General features: G+C 62.6%; 11 protein-coding genes. 10 read left to right on the top strand and 1 reads right to left on the bottom strand.

Going from position 1 to position 14,686, the window contains the following annotated elements; translation table 11 throughout:
* The first annotated feature begins 100 nt into the window (after window positions 1–100).
* From dnaK to ACXI0U_RS20075, 7 genes are all read left to right on the top strand, one after another.
* On the top strand, window positions 101–2,011 hold the full coding sequence (gene dnaK / locus ACXI0U_RS20105) for a molecular chaperone DnaK (RefSeq protein WP_021222330.1): 1,911 nt from the start codon (window positions 101–103) through the stop codon (window positions 2,009–2,011).
* Between the two features lie 122 nt (window positions 2,012–2,133).
* The gene (gene dnaJ / locus ACXI0U_RS20100; RefSeq protein WP_021222329.1) at window positions 2,134–3,261 is read left to right on the top strand and encodes a molecular chaperone DnaJ; all 1,128 of its coding nucleotides are present in this window, start codon (window positions 2,134–2,136) and stop codon (window positions 3,259–3,261) included.
* A 77-nt stretch (window positions 3,262–3,338) separates the two neighbouring features.
* Window positions 3,339–4,145 carry a 4-hydroxy-tetrahydrodipicolinate reductase gene (gene dapB, locus ACXI0U_RS20095; protein ID WP_271659083.1) on the top strand — a complete coding sequence of 269 codons (807 nt, stop codon included), beginning with the start codon at window positions 3,339–3,341 and terminating at the stop codon, window positions 4,143–4,145.
* 184 nt (window positions 4,146–4,329) lie between these two features.
* The gene (gene carA / locus ACXI0U_RS20090; protein WP_021222327.1) at window positions 4,330–5,466 is read left to right on the top strand and encodes a glutamine-hydrolyzing carbamoyl-phosphate synthase small subunit; all 1,137 of its coding nucleotides are present in this window, start codon (window positions 4,330–4,332) and stop codon (window positions 5,464–5,466) included.
* Between the two features lie 36 nt (window positions 5,467–5,502).
* Window positions 5,503–8,724, top strand: a complete 3,222-nt coding sequence (gene carB, locus ACXI0U_RS20085; RefSeq protein WP_184491066.1) for a carbamoyl-phosphate synthase large subunit — start codon at window positions 5,503–5,505, stop codon at window positions 8,722–8,724.
* Window positions 8,721–9,197, top strand: a complete 477-nt coding sequence (gene greA, locus ACXI0U_RS20080) for a transcription elongation factor GreA (protein ID WP_031288836.1) — start codon at window positions 8,721–8,723, stop codon at window positions 9,195–9,197. Before carB ends, greA begins: the two co-directional genes overlap by 4 nt.
* Entirely contained in the window at window positions 9,190–9,615 is a 426-nt protein-coding gene (locus tag ACXI0U_RS20075) for a hypothetical protein (RefSeq protein WP_043245232.1), read from the top strand. Before greA ends, ACXI0U_RS20075 begins: the two co-directional genes overlap by 8 nt.
* Window positions 9,616–9,642: 27 nt before the next feature.
* Here the strand turns inward: ACXI0U_RS20075 and ACXI0U_RS20070 are convergent, their stop codons facing one another.
* Window positions 9,643–9,957: a YhbY family RNA-binding protein gene (locus ACXI0U_RS20070; RefSeq protein WP_021222233.1), complete on the bottom strand. Its 315-nt coding sequence runs from the start codon at window positions 9,955–9,957 to the stop codon at window positions 9,643–9,645.
* Between the two features lie 580 nt (window positions 9,958–10,537).
* On the opposite strand from ACXI0U_RS20070, the gene ftsH reads away from it, so the two are divergent.
* The 3 genes from ftsH to glmM are packed head-to-tail and all read left to right on the top strand — an operon-like array spanning window position 10,538 to window position 14,675.
* The gene (gene ftsH / locus ACXI0U_RS20065; RefSeq protein WP_021222234.1) at window positions 10,538–12,454 is read left to right on the top strand and encodes an ATP-dependent zinc metalloprotease FtsH; all 1,917 of its coding nucleotides are present in this window, start codon (window positions 10,538–10,540) and stop codon (window positions 12,452–12,454) included.
* A gap of 9 nt (window positions 12,455–12,463) precedes the next feature.
* Complete coding sequence (gene folP / locus ACXI0U_RS20060) at window positions 12,464–13,315, top strand: dihydropteroate synthase (RefSeq protein WP_479550741.1); 852 nt, start codon at window positions 12,464–12,466, stop codon at window positions 13,313–13,315.
* A 16-nt stretch (window positions 13,316–13,331) separates the two neighbouring features.
* A complete protein-coding gene (gene glmM / locus ACXI0U_RS20055; RefSeq protein ID WP_265169782.1) occupies window positions 13,332–14,675 on the top strand; it encodes a phosphoglucosamine mutase in 1,344 nt (447 codons plus the stop codon).
* Window positions 14,676–14,686 lie beyond the last annotated feature (11 nt).

The raw sequence follows: 14,686 nt of genomic DNA, 5'->3' as shown, positions 1-14,686 counted from the left end.
AATCCGGCCTCCGGCCCCCATTTGTTAGTTCAAGCGTTTTTATGCTGCCGCGGCCAGTGAAACGGGGTCTCGGCAAATCCAAAGTTTCGGGAGAGAGAATATGGGCAAAATCATCGGTATCGACCTGGGGACCACCAACTCCTGCGTGGCTATCCTGGAGAACGGTAACGTCAAGGTGATCGAGAACGCCGAAGGCACTCGTACCACTCCGTCGATCATCGCTTACACCAACGATGGCGAGATCCTTGTCGGCCAGTCCGCCAAGCGCCAGGCGGTAACCAACCCGCACAACACCCTGTACGCCGTGAAGCGCCTGATCGGTCGTCGCTTCGAAGAAGACGTCGTGCAGAAAGACATCAAGATGGTTCCCTACAAGATCGCCAAGGCCGACAACGGTGACGCCTGGGTCGAAGTGAAGGGCCAGAAGATGGCGCCGCCGCAAATTTCCGCGGAAGTGCTGAAGAAGATGAAGAAGACCGCCGAAGACTACCTCGGCGAGACCGTGACCGAAGCGGTGATCACCGTTCCGGCCTACTTCAACGACAGCCAGCGCCAGGCTACCAAGGACGCCGGTCGTATCGCCGGTCTGGACGTCAAACGCATCATCAACGAACCGACTGCGGCTGCGCTGGCCTATGGCATGGACAAGGCCAAGGGCGACCACACCGTGATCGTCTATGACCTGGGCGGCGGTACCTTCGACGTGTCGGTGATCGAGATCGCCGAAGTCGACGGCGAGCACCAGTTCGAGGTTCTGGCCACCAACGGCGACACCTTCCTGGGTGGTGAGGACTTCGACATCCGCCTGATCGACTACCTCGTCGACGAGTTCAAGAAAGAGTCCGGTATGGACCTGAAGGGCGATCCCCTGGCCATGCAGCGCCTGAAAGAGGCTGCCGAGAAGGCCAAGATCGAGCTGTCCTCCAGCCAGCAGACCGACGTCAACCTGCCGTACATCACTGCAGACCAGACCGGTCCGAAGCACCTGAACGTGAAAATTTCCCGCGCCAAGCTGGAAGCCCTGGTCGAAGACCTGGTCGCTCGTACCATCGAGCCGTGCCGTATCGCGCTGAAGGATGCTGGCCTGGATGTGGGTGATATCCACGAAGTGATCCTGGTCGGCGGCCAGACCCGCATGCCGCTGGTGCAGAAGCAGGTTGCCGACTTCTTCGGCAAGGAAGCACGCAAGGACGTCAACCCGGACGAAGCCGTGGCCATCGGTGCCGCCATCCAGGGCGCCGTACTGTCCGGTGACGTGAAGGACGTGCTGCTGCTCGACGTTTCCCCGCTGACCCTGGGTATCGAAACCCTGGGTGGCGTGATGACCGCGCTGATCGAGAAGAACACCACCATCCCGACCAAGAAGTCGCAGGTGTTCTCGACCGCCGACGACAACCAGTCCGCCGTGACCATTCACGTGCTGCAGGGCGAGCGCAAGCAGGCCGCGCAGAACAAGTCCCTGGGCAAGTTCGACCTGGCCGAGATTCCGCCGGCTCCCCGTGGTGTGCCGCAGGTCGAGGTGACCTTCGACATCGACGCCAACGGCATCCTGCACGTGTCCGCCAAGGACAAGGCCACCGGCAAGCAGCAGTCCATCGTGATCAAGGCCAACTCCGGCCTGTCCGAGGACGAAATCCAGCAGATGGTGCGTGACGCCGAGGCCAATGCCGAGGAGGATCGCAAGTTCGAGGAGCTGGCCGCCGCCCGTAACCAGGGTGATGCGTTGGTCCATGCGACCCGCAAGATGGTCACCGAGGCTGGCGACAAGGCCACTGCCGACGAGAAGGCTGCCATCGAGAAGGCGCTGGGTGAGCTGGAAGTTGCCGTCAAGGGCGACGACAAGGCCGAGATCGAAGCCAAGATGAATGCCCTGTCCCAGGCTTCCACTCCGCTGGCGCAGAAGATGTACGCCGAACAGCCCCAGGCTGGCGAAGGTGCTCCGGCCGGCGACGACAAGGCATCCGACGATGCCGTCGACGCCGAGTTCGAAGAGGTCAAGGACAACAAGTAAGCATCAGGCTTGCTTGCTCTCCTGCCTGCGGGGCCTGACCCCGCAGGTTGATGCGCCGCGCGGGAGCTTGCTCCCGCGTCGGCGTGTCTGGAGGGCGCAAAATTTGAAGAGTGTGAGAACCAATGGCTAAACGTGACTTTTACGAAATCCTCGGTGTCGAGCGGGGCGCCAGCGAGGCTGAGCTGAAGAAGGCTTATCGTCGTCTGGCCATGAAATACCACCCGGACCGCAATCCGGACGACAAGGCGGCTGAAGAGAAATTCAAGGAGGCCAACGAGGCCTACGAAGTGCTCTCCGACGCCAGCAAGCGTGCCGCGTACGACCAGTACGGCCACGCCGGCGTCGATCCGCAGATGGGGGCAGGTGGTGGCGCAGGCTTCGGCGGCGCCAGCTTCTCCGACATCTTTGGCGATGTGTTCAGCGACTTCTTCGGCGGCCAGCGCGGTGGTCAGCGTGGCGGTGCCCAGCGTGGCAGCGACTTGCGCTACACCCTGGAGCTGGACCTGGAAGAAGCGGTTCGCGGTACCACCGTCACCATTCGCGTGCCGACCCTGGTCAATTGCAAGACCTGTGAAGGGTCCGGCGCCAAGAAGGGCACCAGCCCGGTGACCTGCACCACCTGTGGCGGCATCGGCCAGGTGCGGATGCAGCAGGGCTTCTTCTCGGTGCAGCAGACCTGCCCGCGTTGCCATGGCACCGGCAAGATGATTTCCGACCCCTGTGGCAGCTGCCACGGCCAGGGGCGTGTGGAAGAGCACAAGACCCTGTCGGTGAAAGTGCCGGCTGGTGTCGATACTGGCGATCGCATCCGTCTTTCGGGCGAAGGCGAAGCGGGCGCAATGGGCGGCCCGGCTGGTGATCTCTATGTCGTGGTCAATGTGCGCGAGCACCCGATCTTCCAGCGCGACGGCAAGCACCTCTATTGCGAAGTGCCGATCAGCTTCGCCGACGCCGCCCTGGGGGGTGAGCTGGAAGTGCCGACCCTCGACGGTCGTGTGAAGCTGAAGATCCCCGAGGCGACCCAGACCGGTAAGCTGTTCCGCCTGCGCGGTAAGGGCGTGGCCCCGGTGCGCGGTGGTGGTGCGGGCGACCTGATGTGCCGCGTGGTGGTCGAAACGCCGGTGAACCTCGATAAGCGCCAGCGCGAGCTCCTCGAAGAGTTCCGCAAGAGCCTGCAGAACGACGGCTCCCACTCGCCCAAGGCCAGTAGCTGGTTCGAAGGCATGAAGCGCTTCTTCGGCGATCTTTGATACCCCGGCCCCAACTGCAGGCGCAGGCTCCAGGAGCAGCGCCTGCGGCTCGGGGCTTGCAGCTTGGAGCTTTGGTTATGCGACGTATTGCAGTGATGGGCGCCGCCGGGCGCATGGGCAAGATCCTGATCGAGGCGGTGCAGCAGACCGGCGGTAGCGCTGGCCTGACCGCGGCGATCGATCGCCCGGACAGCACCCTGGTGGGCGCCGATGCCGGCGAGCTGGCCGGCCTGGGCCGTATCGGTGTGCCGCTGTCGGGCGACCTGGCCAAGGTGATCGACGAGTTCGACGTGCTGATCGACTTCACCCACCCGACCGTGACCCTGAAGAACCTGGAAGTCTGCCGCAAGGCGGGCAAGGCCATGGTCATCGGCACCACCGGTTTCAGTGCTCAGGAAAAGGAGCTGCTGAGTGTCGCGGCGAAGGAGATCCCCATCGTCTTCGCCGCCAACTACAGCGTGGGCGTGAACCTCTGTCTGAAGCTGCTCGATACGGCTGCCCGGGTTCTGGGTGACGATATGGATATCGAGATCATCGAAGCCCACCACCGCCACAAGGTGGATGCGCCGTCCGGCACCGCGCTGCGCATGGGTGAGGTCGTCGCCAGTGCATTGGGGCGTGATCTGGAAAAAGTGGCCGTTTACGGTCGCGAAGGCCAGACCGGTGCCCGCCCGCGCGAAACCATCGGTTTCGCCACCGTGCGCGCCGGCGATGTGGTCGGTGATCACACCGTGCTGTTCGCCGCCGATGGCGAGCGCGTGGAGATCACCCACAAGGCCTCGAGCCGCATGACCTTCGCCCGTGGCGCGGTTCGTGCGGCCGCTTGGCTGGAAGGGCGGGAAGCGGGCCTCTACGATATGCAGGATGTGCTCGGCCTGCGCTGAGACTGCCGAAAGGTCCTACTCCACGGTGGACCGTAAAAGGCCTTTCCTGTAAGCTGCAGCTTTAGTGTGTCCACTAAAAGTTACGCAGAATGGCTCAGATAAAAAAGCGGGGTGACGGTTCAAAACGTCATCCCGCTTTTTTACAACCTGCGTTTGCTTCAGCCTTGATCTACGGGAGGTCTTCTTGACTAAGCCAGCCATACTCGCGCTTGCCGACGGCAGCATTTTCCTCGGTGAATCCATCGGGGCCGACGGCCAGACCATCGGAGAGGTGGTGTTCAACACCGCCATGACCGGCTACCAGGAAATCCTCACCGATCCTTCCTATGCCCAGCAAATCGTTACCCTGACCTATCCCCATATCGGCAACACCGGCACCACGCCGGAAGATGCCGAGTCCGATCGCGTCTGGGCTGCCGGCCTGATCATCCGTGATCTGCCGCTGCTGGCCAGCAACTGGCGTAACAAGCAATCGCTGCCCGACTATCTGGAAGCCAATGGCACCGTCGCCATCGCCGGTATCGATACCCGCCGCCTGACCCGCATCCTGCGCGAGAAAGGTTCGCAGAACGGCTGCATCCTCACCGGTGAAGGCGCCACTGCGGAGAAGGCGCTGGAGCTTGCGCGCAGCTTCCCTGGCCTGAAGGGCATGGACCTGGCCAAGGTGGTCAGCTGCACCGAACGCTATGAGTGGCGCTCCGGCATCTGGGACCTGAAAACCGACAGCCACCCGGAAATCCCCGCCAGCGAACTGCCCTACCACGTGGTGGCGTTCGACTACGGCGTGAAGCTGAACATCCTGCGCATGCTGGTCGACCGTGGCTGCCGCCTGACCGTGGTCCCCGCGCAGACCCCGGCCAGCGAAGTGCTGGCACTGAATCCCGATGGCGTGTTCCTGTCCAACGGCCCTGGTGACCCCGAGCCCTGCGACTACGCCATTGCGGCGATCAAGGAAATCCTCGAGACCGAGATTCCGGTCTTCGGCATCTGCCTCGGCCACCAGTTGCTGGCCCTGGCGTCCGGCGCCAAGACCCTGAAGATGGGCCACGGCCACCATGGTGCCAACCACCCCGTCCAGGACCTGGACAGTGGCGTGGTCATGATCACCAGCCAGAACCACGGTTTCGCCGTGGACGAGACCAGCCTGCCGGCCAATGTCCGCCCCATCCACAAGTCGCTGTTCGACGGCACCCTGCAGGGCATCGAGCGTACCGACAAGGAAGCCTTCAGCTTCCAGGGACATCCGGAGGCGAGCCCCGGCCCCCACGATGTGGCCCCGCTGTTCGACCGCTTCATCGAAGCCATGGCCAAGCGCCGCTAAGCCTGCCGACTGACCCAAGGATTCGAGTGAGTAAAAATGCCTAAACGTACAGATATCAAAAGCATCCTGATCCTCGGCGCCGGCCCGATCGTCATCGGCCAGGCCTGCGAGTTCGACTACTCCGGCGCTCAGGCCTGCAAGGCCCTGAAGGAAGAGGGTTACCGCGTCATCCTGGTGAACTCCAACCCGGCCACCATCATGACCGACCCGGCCATGGCCGACGCCACCTACATCGAGCCGATCAAGTGGGCCACCGTGGCCAAGATCATCGAGAAGGAGCGCCCCGACGCACTGCTGCCGACCATGGGCGGCCAGACCGCGCTGAACTGCGCGCTGGACCTGGAAAAGCACGGCGTGCTGGAGAAGTTCGGCGTCGAGATGATCGGTGCCAACGCCGACACCATCGACAAGGCCGAAGACCGCTCGCGCTTCGACAAGGCGATGAAGGACATCGGCCTGGCCTGTCCGGTTTCCGGCATTGCCCACAACATGGAAGAAGCCTACGGCGTGCTGGAGAAGGTGGGCTTCCCCTGCATCATCCGTCCGTCCTTCACCATGGGCGGCACCGGCGGCGGCATCGCCTACAACCGTGAAGAATTCGAGGAAATCTGCGCCCGCGGCCTGGATCTGTCGCCGACCAGCGAATTGCTGATCGACGAATCGCTGATCGGCTGGAAGGAGTACGAGATGGAGGTGGTCCGCGACAAGAAGGACAACTGCATCATCGTTTGCTCCATCGAGAACTTCGACCCGATGGGCGTGCACACCGGTGACTCCATCACCGTGGCCCCGGCCCAGACCCTGACCGACAAGGAATACCAGATCCTGCGCAACGCCTCCCTGGCCGTACTGCGCGAGATCGGCGTCGAGACCGGCGGTTCCAACGTCCAGTTCGGCATCTGCCCGAACACCGGCCGCATGGTCGTGATCGAGATGAACCCGCGCGTATCGCGTTCGTCGGCACTGGCCTCCAAGGCCACCGGCTTCCCGATCGCCAAGATCGCCGCCAAGCTGGCCGTCGGCTACACCCTGGACGAACTGTCCAACGACATCACCGGCGGCCGTACCCCGGCGTCCTTCGAGCCGGCCATCGACTACGTGGTCACCAAGGTGCCGCGCTTCGCCTTCGAGAAATTCCCCAAGGCCGACGCCCGCCTGACCACCCAGATGAAGTCCGTCGGTGAAGTCATGGCCATCGGCCGTACCTTCCAGGAGTCCATGCAGAAAGCCCTGCGCGGCCTGGAAGTCGGCGTTGCCGGTTTCGATCCGAAGCTGGACCTGAACGACCCGGAAGCCGAAAGCACCCTGCGTCGCGAACTGACCGTGCCCAGCGCTGACCGTATCTGGTACGTGGCCGACGCCTTCCGCGCTGGCAAGACCATCGCCGAAGTGTTCGAGCTGACCCGTATCGACGAGTGGTTCCTGGTGCAGATCGAGGACCTGATCAAGGATGAGGCGACTGTACAGACCCTCGGCCTGTCCGCCATCGACCGCGACCTGATGTTCAAGCTCAAGCGCAAGGGCTTCTCCGATGCGCGCCTGGCCAAGCTGCTCGGTGTTTCCGAGAAGAGCCTGCGTGCCCATCGCCACAAGCTCAAGGTGCTGCCGGTGTACAAGCGCGTGGACACCTGCGCCGCCGAGTTCGCCACCGATACCGCCTACATGTACTCGACCTACGAGGAAGAGTGCGAAGCCAACCCGTCGAGCCGCGAGAAGATCATGATCCTCGGCGGTGGCCCCAACCGTATCGGCCAGGGCATCGAGTTCGACTACTGCTGCGTACACGCGGCACTGGCCATGCGTGAAGACGGTTACGAGACCATCATGGTCAACTGCAACCCGGAAACCGTCTCCACCGACTACGACACCTCCGACCGCCTGTACTTCGAGCCGGTCACCTTGGAAGACGTGCTGGAAATCGTCCGTGTCGAGCAGCCGAAGGGCGTGATCGTCCAGTACGGCGGCCAGACTCCGCTGAAGATCTGCCGCGCCCTGGAAGAGGCCGGCGTGCCGATCATCGGTACCAGCCCCGAGGCCATCGACCGTGCCGAGGACCGCGAGCGCTTCCAGCAGATGGTTCAGCGTCTCGGTCTGCGCCAGCCGGCCAACGCCACTGCCCGCAGCGAAGACGAGGCCCTGGCTCTGTCGAAGAACATCGGTTATCCGATGGTGGTGCGCCCGTCCTACGTACTGGGCGGCCGGGCGATGGAAATCGTCTACCAGGAAGAAGAGCTCAAGCGCTACATGCGTGAAGCGGTGAAGGTCTCCAACGACAGCCCGGTGCTGCTGGATCGCTTCCTCAACTGCGCCATCGAAGTGGACGTGGATGCGGTGAGCGACGGCGAGAGCGTCGTGATCGGCGCGATCATGCAGCACATCGAACAGGCTGGCGTGCACTCCGGTGACTCCGCCTGCTCGCTGCCGCCGTACTCGCTGCCCAAGCACATCCAGGACGAGATCCGTGACCAGGTCAAGAAAATGGCCTTGGAGCTCGGTGTCGTCGGCCTGATGAACGTGCAGATGGCCGTGCAGGGCGAAGACATCTTCGTGATCGAAGTGAACCCGCGTGCTTCCCGTACCGTGCCGTTCGTCTCCAAGTGCGTGGGCGAGTCCCTGGCCAAGGTGGCGGCACGCGTCATGGCGGGCAAGAGCCTGGCCGAGGCCGGCTACCAAGAAGAAATCATTCCGCCGTTCTTCAGCGTCAAGGAAGCAGTCTTCCCGTTCGCCAAGTTCCCGGGCGTCGACCCGATCCTCGGCCCGGAAATGAAGTCCACCGGTGAAGTGATGGGCGTAGGCGACAGCTTCGGCGAAGCCTTCGCCAAGGCGCAGCTGGGTGCCAGCGAGATTCTGCCGAACTCCGGTTGCGCGTTCATCAGCGTCCGCGAAGACGACAAGCCGGAAGCCGTTCAGGTGGCACGTGACCTGGTCGCGCTGGGCTTCGAAGTGGTCGCTACCGCCGGTACCGCCAAGGTGATCGAGGCTGCCGGCCTGCCGGTGCGCCGCGTCAACAAGGTGACCGAGGGTCGTCCCCATGTCGTTGACATGATCAAGAACGATGAGGTTACCCTGATCATCAACACCACCGAGGGGCGCCAGTCGATTGCTGACTCCTACTCGATTCGTCGTAACGCCCTGCAGCACAAGATCTACTGCACCACCACCATCGCGGCGGGGCAGGCGGTCTGTGAAGCGCTCAAGTTCGGTCCCGAGAAGACCGTTCGCCGGCTGCAGGATCTGCATGCAGGGATCAAGGCATGAATAAGTACCCCATGACTGTCCAGGGCGCTCGCGCCCTGGAAGAGGAACTGGCGCATCTGACCAAGGTCATGCGCCCGCAACTGAGCCAGGCCATCGGTGAGGCGCGCGAGCTGGGCGACCTCAAGGAGAACGCCGAGTACCACGCCGCGCGCGAGCAGCAAGGCATGGTCGAGGCGCGTATCCGTGACATCGAGGGGCGCCTGCAGAACTCGGTGATCATCGACGTCACCACCATCGCCCACACCGGCAAGGTGATCTTCGGCACCACGGTGGATATCGCCAACGTGGAAACCGACGAGACCGTGACCTACCAGATCGTTGGTGAAGATGAGGCCGACATCAAGCAAGGCAAGCTGTCGGTGGGCTCGCCCATCGCCCGTGCGCTGGTAGGTAAGGAAGAGGGCGACATCGTCGTGGTGAAAACCCCGAGCGGCCTGATCGAGTACGAGATCGTCGAGGTCCGTCATATCTGATCGTCGGCGGTTTCGCGCGGCTTCAGCCAGTTGGCAGCTGGCCCAGACGTTCTGGGTCGGTGGCCTCTGGCTTTTGCACTTCGTCGTGATACCCACCCTGGAGCGCGTTGGTCTTGCGCCACTGCTGGTGGAGGAGGTCTCGCGCAGCCTCACGCCATTGCTGGTGGCCTTCACCGCTTTCTGCGTGCTGGTTCAGGGTGTGGTTCTGGTCCAGATCGAAGGTGTGCGCAGTCTGCAGCGTGACTCCCGTGGGCAGCTGCTGATAGCCGTTCTGGCGATGTCGGTGGTGTTCATGCTGGTGAACCAAGTGCAGCCCGGCGCCATGCGCTGGTTGGCGTTCAACTACCTGGTGCTGGCATTTTGCGGCGCCTTGCTGGTCATCCAGCCGGTGCCGGGTGATAAAGCTCGGGCGCGCTGAGCGCGCCACGGGCGTCGGCCTGGGCTATCAGAGCCCGCTGTAGCGGCTGATATTGGAGAGGTTGCGGTTCGGCTTGGGGTTGCGGCGATAGACCAGCGCCATCTTGCCGATGATCTGGACCAGTTCGCATTTCCCAGTGCTGCAGAGTTCTTCGATCAGCGCGCGGCGATCGTCACGCTCGGTGATGCGGAACTGCACCTTGATCAGCTCGTGATCGTTGAGTGCGCGATCCAGCTCGGCGAGCACGCCTTCGGTCAAACCATTTTCAGCCACGATCAATACCGGTTTCAGGTGGTGGCCGATAGATTTGTATTGCTTCTTGTGCTCCTGAGAGAGCGCCATAATCAGACCCCTGCGAAAAAAGGCTGCCAGTTTACCCGAGTGACTTCGGGGCGCACAGCCGAATGCAAGTCTCCTGTGGCCCGCTCCAAGACTAGTCAGCGTTGGCTGAAAGAGTATGTTGCTGGTTTGGGGCATTTCCACTGAAGGTGTGGCTTTCCCGGAAGCCCCGGGTTGGTGGGAAAGTCTCCGGCGGGCCTTGTGATTTTCGTTATGGCCCCAATATCGGGTGCAGGGTCGTGGCGCTGCGCTTGAGGTGCATCTGTCTCGACGTCTGCCTATGGGGGTTGAGGTGTTTGGCAGTGAGTGGTCGCGTTGGCAGCTTTTGCCGCGCCGGTGCCCCAGTGAGCAATAGGTGCTCGCGCGCGGCTTTTGCGGGGAATAGACTGCAACGGTCGGCCTGTTTTTCGGTCTTAATGCACGGGCTCGGGTGTGTGACGAGCGCCATGGCTTCATAAAGGGTTACAGACGGCGCCTGCCAGGGGTGGGGGTTGTATAGTAAGTTAGGCCGGTTGATAACCAGCCGTCATGCGGGGCGCGTCCCAGGACGGGATCTGCTCCAGAGGGTAGCTAATTGAACGATATGGCAAAGAATCTCATCCTGTGGCTGATCATCGCCGCCGTGCTGGTCACGGTGATGAACAACTTCTCCAGCCCGAGCGAACCGCAGACGCTGAACTATTCCGACTTCATCGGTCAGGTGAAGGAAGGCAAGGTCGAGCGTGTCACGGTCGACGGCTTCGTCATTACCGGTAAGCGGAATGACGGCGACTCCTTCAAGACCATTCGTCCGGCTATCCAGGATGGCGGGCTGATCGGTGACTTGATCGACAACAACGTGATCATCGAAGGCAAGCAGCCCGAGCAGCAGAGCATCTGGACCCAGTTGCTCGTTGCCAGCTTCCCGATCCTGGTGATCATTGCGGTATTCATGTTCTTCATGCGGCAGATGCAGGGCGGCTCAGGCGGCCGCGGCGGCCCCATGAGCTTCGGCAAGAGCAAGGCGCGCCTGCTCTCGGAAGACCAGGTGAAAACCACCCTGGCCGACGTCGCAGGCTGCGACGAAGCCAAGGAAGAAGTGGGCGAGCTGGTCGAGTTCCTGCGTGACCCGGGCAAGTTCCAGCGCCTGGGTGGCCGTATCCCCCGCGGCGTGCTGATGGTCGGCCCGCCCGGTACCGGTAAGACCCTGCTGGCCAAGGCCATTGCGGGTGAAGCCAAGGTGCCGTTCTTCACCATCTCCGGTTCCGACTTCGTCGAGATGTTCGTCGGCGTGGGTGCATCCCGTGTCCGCGACATGTTCGATCAGGCCAAGAAGCATGCTCCCTGCATCATCTTCATCGACGAGATCGACGCAGTCGGTCGTCATCGTGGTGCTGGCCTGGGTGGCGGTCATGACGAACGCGAGCAGACCCTCAACCAGTTGCTGGTAGAGATGGACGGCTTTGAGATGAACGACGGCATCATCGTGATCGCCGCGACCAACCGCCCGGACGTACTGGACCCGGCGCTGCTGCGCCCGGGCCGTTTCGACCGTCAGGTGGTGGTCGGCTTGCCGGACATCCGTGGCCGCGAGCAGATTCTCAAAGTGCACATGCGCAAGGTGCCGATGGGCGATGACGTCGACGCTGGTGTAATCGCTCGTGGTACTCCCGGTTTCTCCGGCGCTGACCTGGCCAACCTGGTCAACGAGGCCTCGCTTTTCGCTGCGCGCGTCAACAAGCGCATCGTTGAGATGAAGGAATTCGAGCTGGCCAAGGACAAGATCATGATGGGCGCCGAGCGCAAATCCATGGTCATGTCCGAGAAAGAGAAACTCAACACTGCTTACCACGAGGCTGGCCATGCCATCGTCGGGCGTGTGGTTCCCGAGCATGACCCGGTTTACAAGGTTTCCATCATCCCGCGCGGTCGTGCCCTGGGTGTGACCATGTTCCTCCCGGAGGAGGATCGCTACAGCCTCTCCAAGCGTGCGCTGATCAGCCAGGTCTGCTCGCTGTTCGGTGGTCGTATCGCCGAGGAGATGACTCTGGGCTTCGATGGTGTGACCACTGGGGCCTCCAACGACATCATGCGCGCCACCCAGATCGCCAAGAACATGGTGACCAAGTGGGGCCTGTCCGAGAAACTCGGCCCGCTGATGTATGCGGAAGAAGAGGGTGAAGTCTTCCTCGGCCGTAGCGCGGGTGGCCAGCACTCCAGTGTGTCGGCGCAGACCGCGCAACTGATCGACCAGGAAGTGCGCAGCATCATCGACCACTGCTACGCCACGGCGAAGCAGATTCTCGTGGAGAACCGCGACAAGCTGGACATGATGGCCGAGGCGTTGATGAAGTTCGAAACCATCGATGCCGAGCAGATCGACGACATCATGGCAGGTCGTCCTGCTCGCGAGCCCAAGGATTGGGAGGGTGGCCCGGGTGCCTCCTCCGGCAAGCCTGCTCCCCGTGAGGAAGCGCCGCGTCCGGAGAACCCGATCGGCGGCCCTGCTGGCGAACACTAAGGTTCCTAGATGAGCTCCACGCAGTACCTGACCCGGTTGCCTTGCGGCAACCGGGTTCTTGATTTGAGCCGCCCGCACGTGATGGGCATTCTCAATGTCACCCCTGATTCCTTCTCCGACGGCGGGCGCTTCAGCCAGCGCGATGCGGCGCTGCGCCACGCTGCCGAGATGGTGGCGGCCGGTGCTACGCTCATCGATGTGGGTGGCGAGTCGACTCGGCCGGGCGCGCGGGCGGTATCACCGTCCGAGGAGCTGGAGCGTGTCGCCCCCGTGGTGGAGGCGATATCCCGCGAGTTGGATGTGGTGGTTTCCCTGGATACCTCCACGCCGGCAGTCATGCGCGAGGGCGCGCGGCTTGGCGCTGGCCTGATCAATGATGTGCGTTCGCTGCAGCGTGACGGAGCGCTGGATGCGGCGGCCGATACCGGCCTGCCGGTCTGCCTCATGCACATGTTGGGCGAGCCGGGCACCATGCAGCAGAACCCTCAGTATCGTGACGTGACCGGCGAGGTTGGTGAGTTCCTTGCTGCGCGCATGGCGGCCTGTGCGGCGGTGGGCATCCCTGCTGAGCGCATCGTGCTGGACCCGGGTTTCGGCTTCGCCAAAACCTTTGAACACAACCTGAGCCTGTTCAAACACCTCGAAGAGTTGCTGGGGCTTGGGCGCCCCCTGCTCGTCGGCGTTTCGCGCAAGAGCATGGTTGGGCAGGCGCTGGGTCGAGATGTCGACCAGCGGCTTTACGGCAGTCTGGCCCTGGCCGCCCTGGCGGTGGCCAGGGGTGCATGCATCCTGCGGGTGCATGATGTGGCCGAGACTGTCGATGTCGTACGTATGATCGCCGCGGTAAATTCGGCGGAATAAGAAACACGGAGCATTCATGAGCAGAAAGTATTTCGGCACCGATGGTATTCGTGGCCACGTTGGTCAGTTCCCCATCACCCCTGATTTCATGCTCAAGCTTGGCTGGGCGGCGGGCATGGCGTTCCGCAAGCAAGGTAAGTGCCGCATCCTGGTGGGCAAGGACACCCGTATTTCCGGGTACATGTTCGAATCGGCCCTGGAGGCCGGTCTTTCCGCTGCCGGTGCGGACGTCATGCTGCTGGGGCCGATGCCGACTCCGGCTATCGCCTACCTGACCCGTACCTTCCTGGCCGAGGCGGGGATCGTTATCAGCGCCTCGCACAACCCGCATAACGACAACGGCATCAAGTTCTTCTCCGGGCAGGGTGTGAAGCTCTCTGACGAAGTTGAGCTGATGATCGAAGAGCTGCTTGACCAGCCCATGGTGGTGGTCGAGTCGGCCAATCTCGGCAAGGTTTCGCGTATCAACGATGCTGCCGGCCGCTACATCGAGTTCTGCAAGAGTACGGTGCCCATGAGCACCGACCTGGCCGGCCTCAAGATCGTTGTGGACTGCGCGCATGGCGCTACCTACAAGGTTGCTCCCAGCGTCTTCCGCGAGCTCGGCGGCAACGTCTCGGTACTGGCTGCCCAGCCGAACGGTCTGAATATCAACGATAAATGTGGCTCGACGCACATGGAGTCGCTGCAGGCCGAAGTGGTGGCCCAGCATGCCGATATCGGCATTGCCTTCGATGGCGACGGCGACCGCGTGTTGATGGTCGACCATACCGGTGCCGTTGTGGATGGCGACGAACTGTTGTTCATCATCGCTCGTGACCTGCATGAGCGAGGCAAGCTCCAGGGTGGCGGTGTGGTTGGAACCCTGATGAGCAACCTCGGGCTCGAGCTGGCCCTGGGTGAGCTGGGTGTGCCCTTCACGCGGGCCAAGGTCGGCGATCGCTATGTCATCGCGGACATGCAGGAGCGCGGCTGGAGTCTGGGCGGCGAGAATTCGGGGCATATCCTCTGCAGTCATTTCACCACGACAGGGGACGCCCTGATTGCCGCGCTTCAGGTGCTGCTGGCGCTTCAGCGTCGTGGTCAGTCGCTGGCGGAGGCTCGTCAGGGGATGCGCAAATGCCCGCAGGTGCTGCTGAACGTGCGCTTCGCTGGTGGTGATATCGATCCGGTCGAGCACCCGGCGGTGAAAGATGCCTGCGCTCGTGTCACCGAGAAGATGGCGGGGCGTGGGCGTGTGCTGCTGCGCAAGTCCGGTACCGAGCCGCTGGTCCGCGTGATGGTCGAGGGTGATGATGAAAACCAGGTCCGTGGCTACGCGGAAGAGCTGGTTAAAGTCGTAACCGAGGTATGTGCTTGATTTCTCTTGCT

It is taken from the genome of Pseudomonas sp. C9D1, from assembly GCF_056491235.1.
Note: the sequence above shows the minus strand (reverse complement) of the source record. Positions and strands in the feature narration are given on the sequence as shown.